Below are 16371 nucleotides of genomic sequence, written 5' to 3' on the forward strand. Positions count from 1 at the left end.
TCTGCGACCAGAATTAATTATATTAAAACTCTAAGGTATTTATACACTTCTAAATGCTTTTTTGGCATTGTCATATAACCGAGCCAAAGTGATATCAAACACCCATTTTATGAATGAAAAAGTATACTTAATCACGGTAACAGCAGGCTGTCCTGCAAAAACAATCATATGTCCTAATAATCCTTTTAACTGCTCTTCAAAGCCAACAACATTTGCAAGATCACAAGCAAATTTTGCCATGAGATCATAAGCTGTAGCAATTGTTGTCCCGCCAGCTTGTATTGCCGCAATCAACCCTGTACCACCACCATCAATGATAAGTGTCATTAAAGCAGCAGCAATTTTACCTGCCCAATGGGAAGAGTATGTCGTTTGTAATCTATTTTCATAATTAAGGATGACTCGCTGATACATAGAACCAGCGGTTTGGCTGTACATATCATCCCATTGCTCATAGTTCGTAGTATTAACATAACCGGGTGCAGTATCCATACTATGTGCTTTATGGTTTAAGCCTTGCTCTCTCACAGGTACATACTCATTGCCATTAATGTGTACATGACAGAAAGGCCAAACAGGGACTTTAGGGACAGGATCAGAACCATGAACACAGCGATACACCTTATCAATTCGAGCACTACTTTTAATAGCGAAGTCTTTATAACCAACTCGAGGACACCCAAAAGTATATAAATAAACGGTTTTATTATATTTAGTTTTAACCCAATTCGCGACTAAAGTCGCTAATGCACCACCTAAACTATGACCAATACAATGGATAATACCTTTACTATTTAACACTTCAGGTTTATCTAAGTATTTAGCTAATCCATCTCTAAAAGATTCAAATGTTGTTTGAAAGCCGGTATGAACTAAGCTACCTGATTCATTACTTTTTGAGTGGGCGGTTATATCGGTTACCGCATCCGCTAAAGTATTTGTTCCTCGTATTGCGATTACATGGTCGCCTTTATGTTGCTGACTATGTCCTTGACCAATGAGTAAAAAGCCTGTCGTTTCGCGCCAAAAGAAACCACCAGAAGATGCTTGCTGAACATCATCTGTACTAAATTTGAAATGCTTCTTTACTCTTCTATCTGGAAGTATTTTCCCAGAGGGATTCTTAATATCATAAGCTAGCAACGCTAGCAAAGAAGCTATATTTGGGGCTATAACACTCATATTTCATCCTTAAAATAAGTAGGCGAGACTAAATTAATAAATTTAGTCTTTTAAATCATCAAAGCTCTTAATTTCTTCTAAATTTTCCCCATAATAAACAGAAAACAATTCACCTTCCCAATAACAAATAGAAGCTATTGGTTGGCTTGACCTCAAACCAAACTGAGTTAAATCGACTTCATATTGTAATTCTTTGTTTTGTAAGTCTGCATTTAATTGCATTAAATACTGATTTAAATAAGGTACTGAAGTCCAATTTTTACTTATAAACCAAAGCCAGTAATACTTATCTTCCCCATCTTTTATCTCGTCAAGATCTTTCTTAATGTAAATCTCTTGCCTAAGACGAGCATCTTGCCCAAAAATATTACCAGGGGCATTTGACTTAACTTTAACCTCTTTAAATGAAAACTCACCATTTGTATCGGTTAATGCATAGTCAATAACAGGTTCGCCCTTATCATAGCCACCATAGGAGAGCTCTCTAACAATCTCCATACCCGAAACTGGAATACCATTATGAGTAATACGCCCTTTCACAGGAGCCGACAACTCAACTTCATATTGCTTCAAAAATCCAAACACTGCATCATCTCCTTCGGGGTAAGCATATGAAAAAAAAACAATCACAAATAGAAATAATGAAACCGTAAGCAATAAAAGGTAACGATATTTATCAAGAAGACTATTTAACACCCTCTCTCCCTACTCATTGATATAGATAAAAATAAAAGCTACAGATTCATGGTTAAAAAGAGACGTAATATAGCGCTTTTAATACTTATTGGCTGCCTAATTTTACACAAAAAAAACTCTTTATCTATAGCCCCAAATAGTGTCAAAAAAGCACTAAAAACATTAATTGTAATAATTTTATCTTTACCTCTAAAACCAACAATATTGAATCCATACCAAAAAAATGCTTACTTCAACGACTTTACCCATTGGTTGGATGATGAAACTAGGCCAGACTAGAACATCTCAATCAAACATACCCATTTTCATTATTACACCATAAAAAATAGTCATTTATAATAATAGATACCCTTAAAGAATCACTCTACAATAACGTCGTTTAAAAAATAATCGTATGAATGACAAAACAGGGAGTTGCTTCATCTATGGCCTATAGAGCATATATTGGGATTTTTGCATTCCTGACTCTCATCGTCGCCGTTAGTTGCTACTCGGAGGAGTCAATGTTTAGCATGTTTAAAAAAGTCGATGTCGAAGTGTTTCCTCAAGTGATAGGTAGCTTAACCCATGAGGGAAAACCTCTAGCCGGTATCAAGCTGAAAAGGGGTTATAAGTATTCTGGTGTAATGGAAGAAATAGAATGGGATTACACCACGACTGACAATGAAGGGAAATTTAGCTTTCCTGAAATTATTTACAGTACAAGTCACCCTAACAAGCCTTTCGCCGAAACGCGCGTTGCGCAAGCAATTAAAGTCGCAGAAGGTGACTATACAGACACTTTTCTTTGGTCAACAGTGGCTAGAGGCGAGAAACATATATCTTATCTAGTCGAGCGATTAGCACAATTAAATTGTGACCTAGCTAATGAAGCCATTAGTCAAGAAGTCATTGATGAAGAGTTCCCCAGCGGAGTTGTGCGATATCAGATATTCAGTATTTGTCGCTGGCCTGAACTGGAAAAATTAGAAATCGAGAAGCAAAAAAGATTCGGTGAATAGCAAATAACAATACTAGTTAACAAGGAATGTTTATGACTCAATTAACCCCTAAATTAGCCTCAGAGCTTGCAGCTAAAGTGTACGATGTAATCGATTTAGAGTTAGTACAAAACTTTGGTAACCCATATATTAACAAACACTTTACATTCAACAATGTAGGCATAGGAAAAACTGGCGGGTTTATTTTTAATCGCCAGTCAGGTTTTGCGGCGATGGGGTTAGGCAAAGGACAATACCAAGGAGATGCTATCATAGCGATCCGCGGCACAGAATTTAGTTCTGCAGCAGACTGGGCTACAAATGCGCAAGTTGGCTTAAGTGTCGGTGATGGTAGCCAAATAGTGCACGCTGGATTTAATAATGCTTTTACTTCATTAAGACCGCAGTTTGCGACTTTTTTAGATAAGTGGCGTACCTCAAACCCTGGTAAGGCGATACATTTTGTCGGACATAGCTTAGGAGGAGCAATCGCCTCACTTGCTGCCGACTGGGCATCTGTTAATAATTACGCTTCAAATATTAATTTATACACTTTTGGTGCCCCAAGAGTTGGACAACAAGGTTTTGCCACCGCTAATACCCATAGACTAAATCAAATTTTTCGCTGCACACACGGCGCCGATGTAGTCCCTAAAGTGCCTTTATGGCCTTTTATTCATGCACCTTATCAAGGTGTTGAATATCGCTTAGATAACAGTCAAGGTTTGAGGATTAGTGCTCATGGTATGGATCCTAAAGCTGGGGCTGAACCAGGTTATTTAGTCTCTGCAAACACTGAGCATTGGGGCCATTTACACGTTAAAGCTAGCGAATATTTAAAGCCGGTAAAATTACGTTATGAAAACCGCAATCAAGCAAGCTATTCAGATCAGTGGAGCGACAAACTCAGTGCAGCATTAATTACTGTCTTAAAAGAGGCAGGCTATTATGGTGCAATTGTAGCGCAAGCGACGGCTTCTTACGGTTTGACATTCTATGATCTTGTCGCCAAAACCCTTGAAAAAATTGCAGCAGCGGCAGATTCTTTCGCCGACGATGTCAGAGGCCTACTCGGCCATATGTTGTCTTTTGCAGGGGCTGTAGTCACAACCGTAGTTGACTTAACTTATGCCACTATTCGAGCCATTTTCAATAGAATGCTTTCACGCTTGTATAGTAGTGTAAAAGAAGCGATTAAGTCAGTTCACAAATAATAATTATAATGACGCTAACAAAGGTCTCGGTCACTGTAATATATCATCAGGACCGGGATCTTTTATTTACGTACCCGAATACGTAAGTAATCCCTTATCCTATTAACTGATCCATGATGTATAAGTACCAGACTCCCGAACTCTATTATTCCCCCATTAAACTTAGCTTCATATTGACACTACACACTTATCTTTACTGACACTAAACTCATTTAATCGACTCTAGCCATTGGTTAAATGATGATGCAGGCATGGTACTGGATCGTTGTGTAACAACTTTACTCGGTTCAAATATCATTAGGTAGAAATAAACGGATAGTAAATTGAGCGAATTGTTAAGTTTACTGAACCTAAGTCAAGCGACTGTTTATTTATAAATACTGCCATTGTGCTTCAACCAACCGTCAGGGTGTTGTCCACGTGGGTCGTGGTGAGTCCAATGAATAACGCCGCCTTTGTTGTTAAATTCATAAACGCCGTAAAACTCGACCGTATCGCCGACATTTAAGTTTTCTATCCGTGGGGCTAAATCAATATTATGGGCAACCAATAGCGTGTTACCGCCGGCAATTTTCAGAATAAATTGTTGGTGGCGACTGCCTTTCAGATCGTCAGCAAGTATTTTTACCACATACCCTGAACCACCAACTTGAAGGTTACTTAGCTTATTATCAATAGCATTTTGCAACACACTATCACTGTCAGCGGTATAACCAGCATAAACGTTTTGTACAATTTGAGTGGTTGAAACCTTTCGGTCTAAAAAGCTAAATAATGCGAGGCCAAATAAGCAGATAACTAAGATTTTTTTCATGTTTATCAAATCCTTTTAAACAACAATCAAAATAAAGCTAAGCAAAAACGCGATAGTTTATCGCGTTTTTAATGAGTAATCTAACGTCCACAATCTATTTAATCGACTCTAGCCATTGGTTAAATGATGATGCAGGCATAGCGCCCGATTGCTGTGCAACAACTTTGCCTTGTTTAAATACCATCAAGGTTGGAATAGAGCGAATATTGAATTGGGCAGCGAGAGCTTGTTGCTCTTCTGTGTTGAGTTTGCCGAAACGAAATTTGGGTTCCCATTTTTTAGCTGCTTGAGTAAATACTGGGGCAAAGTTTTTACACGGACCACACCAGCTAGCCCAAAAGTCGACCACCAGTGGCAGTTCTGATTTATTAGCATGGTGACTAAAATTTGCGGCAGTTAGTGTTATCGGCTCACCCACAAATAGGCTCTGTTTGCACTTTCCACAAGTGGGTTGTTGTTCAAGACGTTCTTCAGGGACGCGATTTAAGGTATCGCAATGGGGACAGGCTGTTATCATGATTAGACCTCATCAACTTCATTATTGAGACTATTAAATCATAAACCTAGATGGTGTGTTAAACGAATAATCGTTTAATCTTCTTTATCATATTATCGCCTGCGGCACTAAAGTGTTAGCCGTTAGTGGCCGCAGGCCATAAGCGAAACAGCAACTCAGTGGATGACCACTGAGTTATTAACACCCTGTAATTACCTTGGTAATCTCTGGTTCACCAGCAGTCTTCCAATGATATTGGAAGTAACAACTCGTCGCGATAACCTCAGCCGATGTTGGCTCAGCTACAGCCAAAACACCTTTGGGTGCTGCAGCAAGAATATAACTCCCACTCAATGTGTAAATGCGATAAGCCCAGTCATTAACGTCCAAACCTGCTGCTTTGAATATCTCTGGTGCAGAAGTATAACCAGCGTTAAAACCAGTTCCGGTTGGATTGGCCGCAGCAGCCCAAGGCTGGTAATTACTGCCTTTTATACCAGAAAACTCAACAGTATCAGTTAATGTATTACCCGATGTCAGTGTTTTGGTTTTAAATAAAGTGACCGCTGTTTTGATCGACCCTGTCGCCCCCTCAATAGCGGCTATATGGGCGTCAGTTTTTAAATTGATAAATTTAGGCGCAGCAACAACTGCCAAAATGCCTAAAATAATAATAACAACCACTAGCTCTATCAGAGTAAAACCTGATTGGCGTGAACCTTTTGTTAATGTACTCATACGACGAATACCCTCTGATACAGTTAATGGCCAAAGTTTATATCAATTCAGTAAGCTAATAATAGTTAAATGATTATAATTAAGTCACTATTTTTTAGTGAATTATTGCCGATTAACCTACCCCAATATTCACCGTCATTATAGTGATTTTTACTCCGAGGTTAATCGTTGCAAGCAGCGTGAGTCGTTTAATTCATCAATCTAATATAACCTGTAGATACAACAAACTAAGTACAGACTCAATAACATTGGCGTAATGACTAGAGTAATCTAGGGTAACGCTAAACCTTAAGTCGCCAAGTATCAAAGGTTTCTCGGCAAAGCTGCTCTCTAAACTTAGGGTGGGCAATATCAATCAGTGCTCGGGCTCGCTCGCGTAACGATTTACCGCGTAAATAAGCGGTTCCATACTCGGTGACAATATAATGCACATGCGCACGAGTGGTTACTACGCCAGCCCCTGGCGATAATACTGTGCTAATTCGTGACACAGTGCCATTAGCTGCTGTGCTGGGTAATGCTATGACAGATCGCCCTCCTTCAGATAATCCTGCCCCTCGGATAAAGTCCATCTGGCCGCCTACGCCTGAATAAATTTGTGTCCCTAATGAATCAGCACACACTTGGCCTGAAATATCGACCTGTAACGCTGAGTTTATTGCCATCACATTGGGGTTTTTACGGATAATAGCCGTGTCATTAACCTGCTCAATATCCATGAATATTACCGAAGGGTTGTCATCTACAAAATCATAAAGTCGTTGGCTACCCAATGCAAAGCCTGTCACAGTCTTGCCGGGATGAACTTTCTTACGACTATTGTTTATCACTCCAAGTTCAATCAGATTAAGCACCCCATCAGAAAAAAGCTCTGTGTGTACGCCCAAATCTTTATGTGCGGTTAAACATGCCAGCACAGCATCAGGGATCGCACCTATGCCCATCTGTAAGCAAGCACCATCACCCACCAGTTTTGCCACATGTTGGCCGATAGCCAGGCTGATTGCATCGCTTGGAGCGAATAAATGTTGTGGTAACGGCATGCTCTGCTCATACACTGCGGCCAACTTATTATAATGAATAAAGCCATCACCATGAGTACGAGGCATCATAGGATTAATATGAGCAATGATTTTACCCGCCATTTGGCAAGCCGCTAGCGTTGCCTCGACCGATATGCCTAAAGAACAGATACCGTGTTTATCCGGTGGAGACACTTGGATAATGGCAGTATCGATGTGCTGCTCGCCAGAACGAAACAATTTAGGCACTTCAGAAAGAAAAATGGGAACATAATCGGCATCACCTCCTTGTAGCAACAACCGCGTGGGTGATCCGGCAAAGAAGCAACGATGGCGAATATGATCCTTTAAACGGAGATCACTTAACGACTCGGCCCCCTCGGTATGTAACTGCAATAATGTTAAACCATGCTTTGTTAACGCATGTTTGGCTAACGCATCGAGCAGTAATATGGGGGTTGCCCCCATAGAGTGAGTCCATAAGGTTTCACCATTTTCAATAAATGAAACGGCCTCTAATGCACTGCTACAAATTATTGGTTTCATTAATATTACTCAACATAATGACGCTATTGTGATGTCAGGGCCAAGCTAACGCTTTACATAGTGTTAACGAAGCTAAGGTTTAGCTCAAGCATAGAGTTAAGTAAATGAGACATAGAGACATTAGGAATGATCAAATCATTGCTATGGGAGAATTGAGCCTGAAAGTAACATTGAGGACAGTCTCGAACAAGCCACAGAACCAGCATGTGCAGCGATTAAACCACGCCTATTCGGAGGGTTAAATGCAGCCTCTTCTGGCAATACAAGGCCAAGCTTGCGATCGTAAACTGTTGATACCTTCCCCAAAGACAAAACGGAATTACGGCTCAAAAAAACCAGCAAGGTGAATTAACAGTAATAAGATGATTTATCGCCACTAAGCTAAATAATCATTAAAATACTGACTTTTACTTGAGGAAATATTAATATATCTGGTCTACAGTTTTGATACAAAACTGATCTATTGCGTTAATTATTACGTATCAGTACAAATAAAACCTGCCTATTAAGCTAATTCATCTCAATAACTTAATTAATAACTCTTATTGGAATTCTATATGTTGATGTTTAATGGTCGCTTAAAGCAAGAAAATGAACAATTGAAAGAAGAATTGTTCTCCATGCAGCAAGTCAGAAAAAGTCTCGATAGTGAGATGATATCAATGACACTGGCTGCTGATGGCAAAGTGACTGAAGTAAATCAACATTTTACTAATGACATGTTGTTTCAACAACACTCTCCCATTGGACAACAGTTAATTGATATGGTGCCTCAACGCGCCAGAGGAACAGCTCATTACAAGTCAATGTGTACTGCGATAAAACAGTCGCAACATTGGGCTGGCGCACTGCAAATAATTAAAGGTAATGGTGAAGAGGCTTGGCTAAGGGCAATTTTACAGCCGGTAAAAAAGAGCAGCGGAGAAGTAAAATATTTCTCGATATACGCCAATGATCTTACCCGCACGATTGAAACCTCAAAAGAGCATGAGGATTTAATCCAAGCTTTACAACGCTCTACTGCGGTTATTGAGTTTGATTTAGATGGCACTGTGTTAACAGCAAATGATAATTTTTTAAATGCCATGGGCTACAAAAAAAACCAACTTGTCGGTAAGCATCACAAAATTTTCTGTGAACCGCAGGAGCATAACTCCACCGAATATCAACATTTTTGGGAAAAACTTCGTAACGGAAATTTTGTTGCTGATCGCTTTAAACGTGTTGATAGCTATGGCAGAGTTGTTTGGTTAGAAGCCTCCTACAACCCGATTTTCGACAGCTATAATAAGCTGTACAAAGTGGTGAAATTTGCGACTGTCATTACAGACCAAGTCAACCGTGAACAGGCGATATCAGAAGCGGCCGATATCGCTTACAGCACCTCTCAACAAACCGATATTACAGCACAAAGAGGTAATAAAGTGTTGTTAGAGATGGTTGAGGTCATGAACAAGTTGGCGTTACAAATGAACGCCGCAGCCCAAGGAATTGAAGATTTAGACAAACAGTCGCAAATGATTGGGGCACTGGTGCAAAGTATCAGTGGTATCGCCGACCAAACGAATCTACTGGCATTAAATGCCGCGATTGAGGCGGCTCGCGCTGGCGAACAAGGCCGAGGTTTTGCAGTGGTTGCCGATGAAGTTAGACAGCTAGCATCCCGCACCAGCAAGGCTACCGAAGAAATCGTTGAGGTAGTGTCTAAAAACAAAAAACTCACTGAAAATGCCGTTAGCATGATTGAGGCGGGAAAAAAACAAGCACTACAAGGATTAACTCTGTCGACCCAATCTGGAGAGGTAATGTCAGAAATTCAAGATGGGGCACAAAAGGTTGTTAATGCGGTTGGTCAGTTTGCCAATCAACTTAATACTTAATGTTAGTTAATTCTATTTATACGTTTTATACACAAAAAGATTGAGGCATTGGTTAATATCTCAATCTCTTTGTTAGTTTAACAATGGCTTTGCAACAGGGTACCCATCAATCATGTCATTTGCTGTTAAACGTTAATTAAGCGCCATGACTAAGTTGAGGACAGCGAAAACATCGGGCCTCTATTAGCTTGATACCTCAGTAAGTTGACCTAAGGTAACCGTATTTCGGCCACTGTGTTTACTGTGATATAGCGCCTCATCGGCAACTTTAAAAGCGCCATGGATCTGATTATGGGCTGGCAAAACTTGCACCATACCGATACTGATGGTCAGATTAATATTATGTCCATCGATAACAGCCATTTGCTTCATAACTTGATTACACAGACGGTTAGCAATTTGCTGCGCTACATCTAACTCAATGTTATATAAGATAACAGCAAACTCTTCACCACCAATACGACCGATAAGATCGTGGCTTCTGAGTCCTTTAGACATAATGTCAGCTACCGCTTTAAGGGCTATATCGCCAACGTGATGGCCGAATTTATCGTTGATCTCCTTAAAATGATCAATATCAATCATCATCAACACGACCTTTACCTGCGGGTATTGTAGCCAATGACGTTCAACCTGACTGAAAAAGAATGTGCGATTAGCCAGCTTAGTCAAACCATCCCGTTGTGATTTGATAGTAAGACTTCGTTCCAGTTTTAAAAATGACAACCATGGCAATAATAAAGCTGTAAGTGTTGTCAATGTAACGTGGCTAAGCAGAGTGTATATAGCCTGATCAGGCAAACCATTGTAATTGATGTTATCCCAATGAAAACAAACGAGTACGGCTTGAACTATCAAAACTACACTGTGCAAAATAAAAATGAACTGCAGTGTTCCTGTGTAGATAGGTTCATTAAATACTGAACGCCTAATAAGCCAGGCACCGGCAATAAATAGCATTGCAACACTCAAGGAACCGACTAGGGTAACTAACGCCGGATTATGATAGCTAAAGAATAGTGCCAAAGTCATTAAACAGAGAATGGCGATACTACGCTGGCGTTTAGCTTTAGTGAAACGAAATCGTGAAAAGCGTATTAACCCAAGTAAGACTAATACTGCTGTGACAATGAGGAAGAAATCGGCGACAAAAAAACTAAAAAATGCCGGAACGTCATATCCTCTAAAGACCGAGGCTGAAATGCCAAAAACAAAGCAGCCACATGATAGCGCCCAATATTTAAAACACTTGTCTTTAGGTCTGCGTCGATAAAGTATCGACAAGTAAAAACCAATCAACAAATTGGTGAGTAAAGTAATGACAATCAGCGTGGGTAAATGCATTTCATTCCTAGCAACTAAATAGATCCCCTTTTGAATCTATCAATTAATGGTAGTAATTAACCATAAAGCAACTCTGTGGTAAGCTTATCGACTTGTATTTCACTCAATGCCATCAAGTTTATCATTCTGTTGTTAATCTCAGCACCGCTTAGCAAGCTACAATAACCGGCTAACTCACTTAAAAACACAGAGATTATCTAGGTGAATTAGGCTAAAGATATATTAATTATCAACAAGTTGAAAATGGATTGCCAAGAAAGTCATTGTGGTGTCGTAAGCGCTACGTGACACATCATCCTGATGCCATTTGCCATTAATCGCCAAGATTAAGCGCTTAAGGTTGATCCTTGTAGTAGGCTTAAGATAGCGCTGCACATAGTATATGTCTACAACTATATGATTATGTTCTATTTAGTATTATCACTTAGCCTAAAAGATGGCTGATGTACTACCCATTAGCAAAGTGGTTTGCAATTGTTATTTGCAATTTTATCGTGCTAACTTGGTTATACGTTATGTTGATAATCAACATTATTTAACAGTGAAAATTACCATCAAGGAAAAAGCTTATCAGGCGCATATTACATTAGAGCCTGATTTTACTATTAAAATTTCAGAGGTGAGATATGGATGTATCTAATGCGTCGAGACGGACCTTTATCAAACAATGCGTGATTGGTGGCGTGGCTGTTTATTCAGCGCCTTTACTGTGGGAAATGAGTCGAGCCAATGCGTCGATTATTTCTCCAGAACTAGCAGCACAATGGCAAACTCAGACTAACGGGCAATCTACTCCCAAATTTCGTAACGACGGTATTGCCAAAGTTACTGGCCAAAAAGTCTATGGCCGCGACTACCGCGCAATGGATATGGCAGGCTGGCCAAAACAGCAAGGCTATGCTTTTATCCTGCGAGCTACTGATGCAGCCCATGTTTATCAAGGCTTCTCGCTCGACCATCTCCCCGCTTCGGCTAAACCCTACAAGGTGATCACTGCGGCAGATCTTGCCCGCGACAAGGTTAAGTTGCCTGACTTTTACGGTGATAATATGTTGCTGGCCGAGGGACAGACCGCAGATTATCTGGGACATGCAGTAGCGATTTTATTATTCGACAGTTTTCATGCCTTTAAACAAGCTAAATCTTTACTGCAATTTGACAAGGCTTTGTTGCGCTATGGTGAAGAAACGCCTTTTGTATCCGAGACTAAAAACCCTTATGCCAATTGGCGTATTATTCGGGTAGAAGGTGAAAATGGTGCCAGTGAGGATACATACAGCCCACTGCACGATGGGTTGTTTTTTCCCAATATTAAAAACTACAAACCCGAATGGTCAGGTGATGCAAATGCCCAAGGCTCAGTGTCTGAGCGCGGTCTTTTTTATGCTGGCGAAATAGATAAACAAATTGAAAGTGCTAAAACGAGTCAGCAATGGCAAGTATTAGAGCGAGAATATCGCACTCAAATCATTGATCCTATGATGATGGAACCAGAGGCCTTCAATGGTTGGTTTGATGCCAATAGCCAAACATTCCATACCGTGATTACTGCACAATCGCCACAAGACTTCCAAGAGATGGCCGTACACATGCTGTCGTCGGGGCCATTAGCGGGTAAAGTGAATAACCTCGTGGTGCACTCGCCTTATATTGGTGGCGGTTTTGGCGCGAAAGATCATTCGATATTTCCTTACTATGGTGTACTGGCAACCATTTATGCCAAGGGACCAGTAAGTATAGCCAACGACAGATTTGAGCAATTTCAATCAGGTCTAAAGCGCCATCCATTTACCATGAAAAGCCGCTTAGCTGTCGATAAAGCGACCCTAAAAATTCAAGCATTAACTTCACAGATGACGGTTGATGGCGGTGGACGTGAAAACTTCAGCCCATCCGTAACCTCGGTTGGCGCGACAGCAATGCAAAGCATTTACTACACGCCGCGTAATGACATTGTCGCCACCGCTTATGCATCGCGTAATCCTGATGCGGGTTCGATGCGGGGTTATGGCACATTGCAATCGATGACCGCAATGGAAAGTATGATCCATGAGATATCAGCTGAGCTAGAGGTCGATCCGTTTAAGTTACGAGCGGCTAATGTGATGGTTTCGGGGCAACGTAATACCCAAGGTGCAATACCTAATGGCACCCTGCGCTATCGTGAAATGCTCGACATGGCCGAACAAGATACCGTGTGGCAACAACGCGTAATCAATAAAAAAGACTATGAAGCGAAACACCCTGGCATGCGCTATGGCGTTGGTTTTGGTATTGCCACTAAAGACTATGGTACAGGCGCCGCGGCTCCCAGCGCTGCGATTCAATTGTCTAAAGACGGTAAAATAAGCTTGGATATTGGCTTTATCGAAATGGGTACTGGCACGCAAACCTCTCAAGCTGTAGTGGTGAGTGAATCGCTAGGGAATTTTGCCGATGAGGTGAAACTGGCCGAAATCGATATTTGGGATGCGATGCAATTAGTACAAACCGACAATCCTTATATTATTTCACAACAACGCCAAGATGAAATGGCCGCTAACCCTCGCTGGACACCGGTTAAAGCCATGGCATCATCGGCATCGATGTCGGCGTATTATCAAAGCCATGTTACCCGTATTGCCGCCGATATTGTTTATCGTCACGGACTGTGGCCCGCTGCCGTGTCTATTTGGAACGAGTTGTATTTCAATACGCCAATGGGCGCAACCAATCTCAATGACCCCCGCGATGGCCGTTGGACTGGCGGCAAGCTAACTGCATTGGGCTTCCCTCCGCTTTCAATCGATATCTTGGCTAAACGCGCCCATGATTTGGGCTTAGTGGTTGGCGTAATGGGTCATGCCTTTAACCGCTGGGCGTGGGCCGAAGCCGATTTTGAGATTTTCGGTACCAAGGAGCGTATCGCGCTAGATGCATTAGCATTGCAATACGGAAAAGGTGATAAATATCATGGCAGTGCTGCTCGTATCGCTCGCATGAACTCTAACGGTTATCACTTAATCGATCGTCAAGCTATGCGCTACCCCAAAGCTGAGCTGAATAATGCCATGGTGACTTATTATGCTCCGTGCGCAACCTTAGTCGAAGTGGCAGTAAATGAAGGCAATGGTGAAGTCACATTACTGAGTTCTCACACTTGGTTAGAAGCCGGTAAAGTGATTGTGAACGAATTAGTTGAGGGGCAAATTCAAGGCGGTCTTGCTATGGGAATTGGCCATGCTCTACATGAAGAATTACCGCCATTTGAAGCAGGAGCCGGTAACGGTACGTGGAATCTCAATCGCTATAAGGTACCGCTAGCAAGGCATGTTGGCGTTTGGAGTCAACGACATACTATTTTACCGCAATTGTCTGAAACAGATCCAAGCCGTGGTATTGCCGAAGTGGTGATGATACCTGTCGTTTCCGCACTGGTTGAAGCTGTTTATCAGGCGACTCAAGTGCGCTTTTACGATCTGCCTATGACAGCGAAAAAAATCAAGGAGGCCATGGCATGAGCCAGTCAATAAAGTTAACCATAAATAACCAAGCTGTTGGCCCGATTGATGTCGGCGATGGCACCATGATGATTGAGTTTTTGCATGAGTATTTAAATCTCACTGGCACTAAGTTTGGTTGCGGCGTTGGCGTCTGTCATGCCTGCACTGTCATCGTCGATGACGACCAAGGCATGAGTGAAGTTGTCCGCACTTGTATCAACGGCGTCGAGCGGTTTAATGGCAAACGTATTCGTACCATTGAAGGCCATGCCAAGCAAAATGCTCAAGGCGAAATCACTACACTGAGCCCAGTACAACAAACTTTCTTGGAACATTTCTCGTTTCAATGCGGTTGGTGTACATCAGGATTTGTCAATGAATCGACGGCACTGATAGAACGACTTGAACGTAAACCTATCGCCAAAGATAAAGTGGAGCAAGTGATAGAAGAGGCTTTAGCTGAGCACGTATGTCGCTGCACTGGCTACGTTAAATACTATGCGGCGATGAAAGATTTAATCCTCAAAACAAAGGGGTTAACACTCTCATGAAACCATGCGACCAACAATATACCGCCCGCCTTATAAAGGTTGGTAAACTAGGTCAAAATTTATTATTGACCATAGGTCTAAGCGTGTTCGCCAGTTCTTGTAGCGCGGCCGATGAGCATGTCAATAATAGTGGTGACATCGAACGCGGTGCTTATCTGATGAAGATAGGTGACTGTGTGGCTTGCCATACCGCAGTGGGTGGCCGCGAATTAGCCGGTGGTTTACCGTTCGAAACGCCATTTGGCGCTGTGTACTCAACCAATATCACCTCAGACAAAGAAACAGGTATAGGTAAATACAGCTACGAAGATTTTTTTGATGCTATGCATCATGGTGTCGGCATAAACGGTAATCTATATCCTGCGATGCCTTATACGTCTTACAGCCTGTTAACAGATGAAGATACCCAAGCGATTTATGCTTATTTGATGGGCACCAAACCCATTAAACAAGCTAATCTCGACAATGATGTCTACTTCCCTTTTAACGTCCGCTTTGGCCTTAAGGCATGGAATTTAGTCGCCCATGATGCAAAAAAGTTTACCCCTAAGAAAGATAAAAGTGAACGTTGGAACCGCGGTAACTATTTAGTCAATGCTTTGGGCCATTGTGCTGAATGTCATACTCCAAGAGACAGCTTATTTGCCATGGAGCAAGACAAACACTTTCAAGGTGCAATTATCGAAGGGCTTGAAGCATCGAATATTACTCCAGCTGAACTGAATCGCCAAAACTGGACTCATGATGATTTAAAGTCACTGTTTACCGAGGGGTATTCTCGAAAAGGCACAGTATTTGGTGGCATGTATCCTGTGGTGTACCACAGCTTTAGCCACTTAACTGACGATGATATGTTCGCAGTAAGCAGTTACTTACTCGATACCGATAAGAAGATAGCCGCGAAAGCGCTCACCTTTAACGGCCATCAGCGTAAATTACCTGGGTATGATCTCTACATGGGATATTGCGCTGGTTGTCATGGTCAAAGTGGTGAAGGTCGACCTAATGTGGCCCCTGCCATGGCAGGAAATGCCACTTTAGATAAAGCCAGCCCCCACAACATAGTCGCGGTGATGTTAAAGGGAATTAAAAGCCAACATTACAACACTACCACCAGCTTTTATGCCATGCCAGGCTATGCTGATAAATTTACCGATGAGCAGCTAAGAGACTTGGCTAACTACCTGCGAGTGACTTGGAGTCCTCAACCAGGCGATTTAACCTTGAATACGATCAGTGATTTAAAGGAAGTGATATTCGAACATGATTAAACATGTGTAACATATCAGCTTAAACAAAAGCCGACCTGGGGTCGGCTTTTTATTGCAATGCAGATAACGGTTGGCTTGAGCGGGGAGGCGATAAACATTAACACTTTTTAGGATAAACCCGTGTATTAAGCAAGCCACTAAAAGCCTTGTAATAG

General features: G+C 41.5%; 13 protein-coding genes. 6 read left to right on the top strand and 7 right to left on the bottom strand.

Features of this window, described 5'->3' with window-relative positions; translation table 11 throughout:
• Positions 1-39 precede the first annotated feature (39 nt).
• Both H5123_RS06870 and H5123_RS06875 read right to left on the bottom strand, forming a co-directional pair.
• Positions 40-1182: a lipase family protein gene (locus H5123_RS06870; RefSeq protein WP_182697463.1), complete on the bottom strand. Its 1143-nt coding sequence runs from the start codon at positions 1180-1182 to the stop codon at positions 40-42.
• 42 nt (positions 1183-1224) lie between these two features.
• Positions 1225-1878 carry a DUF6795 domain-containing protein gene (locus H5123_RS06875; RefSeq protein ID WP_182697464.1) on the bottom strand — a complete coding sequence of 218 codons (654 nt, stop codon included), beginning with the start codon at positions 1876-1878 and terminating at the stop codon, positions 1225-1227.
• 512 nt (positions 1879-2390) lie between these two features.
• On the opposite strand from H5123_RS06875, the gene H5123_RS06880 reads away from it, so the two are divergent.
• Together H5123_RS06880 and H5123_RS06885 are read left to right on the top strand one after the other, a co-directional pair.
• Positions 2391-2879: a DUF6795 domain-containing protein gene (locus H5123_RS06880; protein ID WP_182697465.1), complete on the top strand. Its 489-nt coding sequence runs from the start codon at positions 2391-2393 to the stop codon at positions 2877-2879.
• 32 nt (positions 2880-2911) lie between these two features.
• A complete protein-coding gene (locus H5123_RS06885) occupies positions 2912-4072 on the top strand; it encodes a lipase family protein (RefSeq protein WP_165870058.1) in 1161 nt (386 codons plus the stop codon).
• A gap of 367 nt (positions 4073-4439) precedes the next feature.
• Here H5123_RS06885 and H5123_RS06890 read toward each other — a convergent pair whose 3' ends face one another.
• From H5123_RS06890 to H5123_RS06905, 4 genes are all read right to left on the bottom strand, one after another.
• Positions 4440-4886, bottom strand: coding sequence for a DUF3465 domain-containing protein (locus tag H5123_RS06890; protein WP_182697466.1), 447 nt, complete (start codon positions 4884-4886; stop codon positions 4440-4442).
• 94 nt (positions 4887-4980) lie between these two features.
• Complete coding sequence (gene trxC / locus H5123_RS06895; RefSeq protein WP_182697467.1) at positions 4981-5403, bottom strand: thioredoxin TrxC; 423 nt, start codon at positions 5401-5403, stop codon at positions 4981-4983.
• 177 nt (positions 5404-5580) lie between these two features.
• Entirely contained in the window at positions 5581-6120 is a 540-nt protein-coding gene (locus H5123_RS06900; RefSeq protein ID WP_182697468.1) for a type II secretion system protein, read from the bottom strand.
• A gap of 281 nt (positions 6121-6401) precedes the next feature.
• A complete protein-coding gene (locus H5123_RS06905) occupies positions 6402-7688 on the bottom strand; it encodes an acetyl-CoA hydrolase/transferase family protein (RefSeq protein WP_182697469.1) in 1287 nt (428 codons plus the stop codon).
• A 557-nt stretch (positions 7689-8245) separates the two neighbouring features.
• Here H5123_RS06905 and H5123_RS06910 point away from each other — a divergent pair.
• Positions 8246-9568 (top strand): PAS domain-containing methyl-accepting chemotaxis protein, encoded by a 1323-nt coding sequence (locus tag H5123_RS06910; RefSeq protein WP_182697470.1) that lies wholly within the window; start codon positions 8246-8248, stop codon positions 9566-9568.
• Positions 9569-9751: 183 nt separating this feature from the next.
• Here H5123_RS06910 and H5123_RS06915 read toward each other — a convergent pair whose 3' ends face one another.
• Entirely contained in the window at positions 9752-10912 is a 1161-nt protein-coding gene (locus H5123_RS06915; RefSeq protein ID WP_182697471.1) for a diguanylate cyclase, read from the bottom strand.
• A gap of 626 nt (positions 10913-11538) precedes the next feature.
• Between H5123_RS06915 and H5123_RS06920 the strand changes: the two genes are divergently transcribed.
• Genes H5123_RS06920 through H5123_RS06930 form a run of 3 tightly spaced genes read left to right on the top strand, consistent with a single transcriptional unit; the run spans position 11539 to position 16216 of the window.
• Positions 11539-14412: a xanthine dehydrogenase family protein molybdopterin-binding subunit gene (locus tag H5123_RS06920; protein WP_182697472.1), complete on the top strand. Its 2874-nt coding sequence runs from the start codon at positions 11539-11541 to the stop codon at positions 14410-14412.
• A complete protein-coding gene (locus H5123_RS06925) occupies positions 14409-14945 on the top strand; it encodes a (2Fe-2S)-binding protein (protein ID WP_124015592.1) in 537 nt (178 codons plus the stop codon). Before H5123_RS06920 ends, H5123_RS06925 begins: the two co-directional genes overlap by 4 nt.
• Positions 14942-16216, top strand: a complete 1275-nt coding sequence (locus tag H5123_RS06930; RefSeq protein ID WP_182697473.1) for a cytochrome c — start codon at positions 14942-14944, stop codon at positions 16214-16216. Before H5123_RS06925 ends, H5123_RS06930 begins: the two co-directional genes overlap by 4 nt.
• Positions 16217-16371 lie beyond the last annotated feature (155 nt).

Origin of the sequence: Shewanella sp. SR43-4 (assembly GCF_014163845.1) — a bacterium.
Classification (GTDB): domain Bacteria; phylum Pseudomonadota; class Gammaproteobacteria; order Enterobacterales; family Shewanellaceae; genus Shewanella; species Shewanella vesiculosa.

What these genes read in the sequence shown, in the direction of transcription:
- H5123_RS06880 (WP_182697465.1), top strand. Translation starts at nt 2,391, where the DNA reads ATGTTTAAAAAAGTCGATGTCGAAGTGTTTCCTCAAGTGATAGGTAGC.
- H5123_RS06915 (WP_182697471.1), bottom strand. Translation starts at nt 10,912, where the DNA reads ATGCATTTACCCACGCTGATTGTCATTACTTTACTCACCAATTTGTTG.
- H5123_RS06925 (WP_124015592.1), top strand. Translation starts at nt 14,409, where the DNA reads ATGAGCCAGTCAATAAAGTTAACCATAAATAACCAAGCTGTTGGCCCG.
- H5123_RS06905 (WP_182697469.1), bottom strand. Translation starts at nt 7,688, where the DNA reads ATGAAACCAATAATTTGTAGCAGTGCATTAGAGGCCGTTTCATTTATT.
- H5123_RS06910 (WP_182697470.1), top strand. Translation starts at nt 8,246, where the DNA reads ATGTTGATGTTTAATGGTCGCTTAAAGCAAGAAAATGAACAATTGAAA.
- H5123_RS06890 (WP_182697466.1), bottom strand. Translation starts at nt 4,886, where the DNA reads ATGAAAAAAATCTTAGTTATCTGCTTATTTGGCCTCGCATTATTTAGC.
- H5123_RS06885 (WP_165870058.1), top strand. Translation starts at nt 2,912, where the DNA reads ATGACTCAATTAACCCCTAAATTAGCCTCAGAGCTTGCAGCTAAAGTG.
- H5123_RS06920 (WP_182697472.1), top strand. Translation starts at nt 11,539, where the DNA reads ATGGATGTATCTAATGCGTCGAGACGGACCTTTATCAAACAATGCGTG.
- H5123_RS06870 (WP_182697463.1), bottom strand. Translation starts at nt 1,182, where the DNA reads ATGAGTGTTATAGCCCCAAATATAGCTTCTTTGCTAGCGTTGCTAGCT.
- trxC (WP_182697467.1), bottom strand. Translation starts at nt 5,403, where the DNA reads ATGATAACAGCCTGTCCCCATTGCGATACCTTAAATCGCGTCCCTGAA.
- H5123_RS06900 (WP_182697468.1), bottom strand. Translation starts at nt 6,120, where the DNA reads ATGAGTACATTAACAAAAGGTTCACGCCAATCAGGTTTTACTCTGATA.
- H5123_RS06930 (WP_182697473.1), top strand. Translation starts at nt 14,942, where the DNA reads ATGAAACCATGCGACCAACAATATACCGCCCGCCTTATAAAGGTTGGT.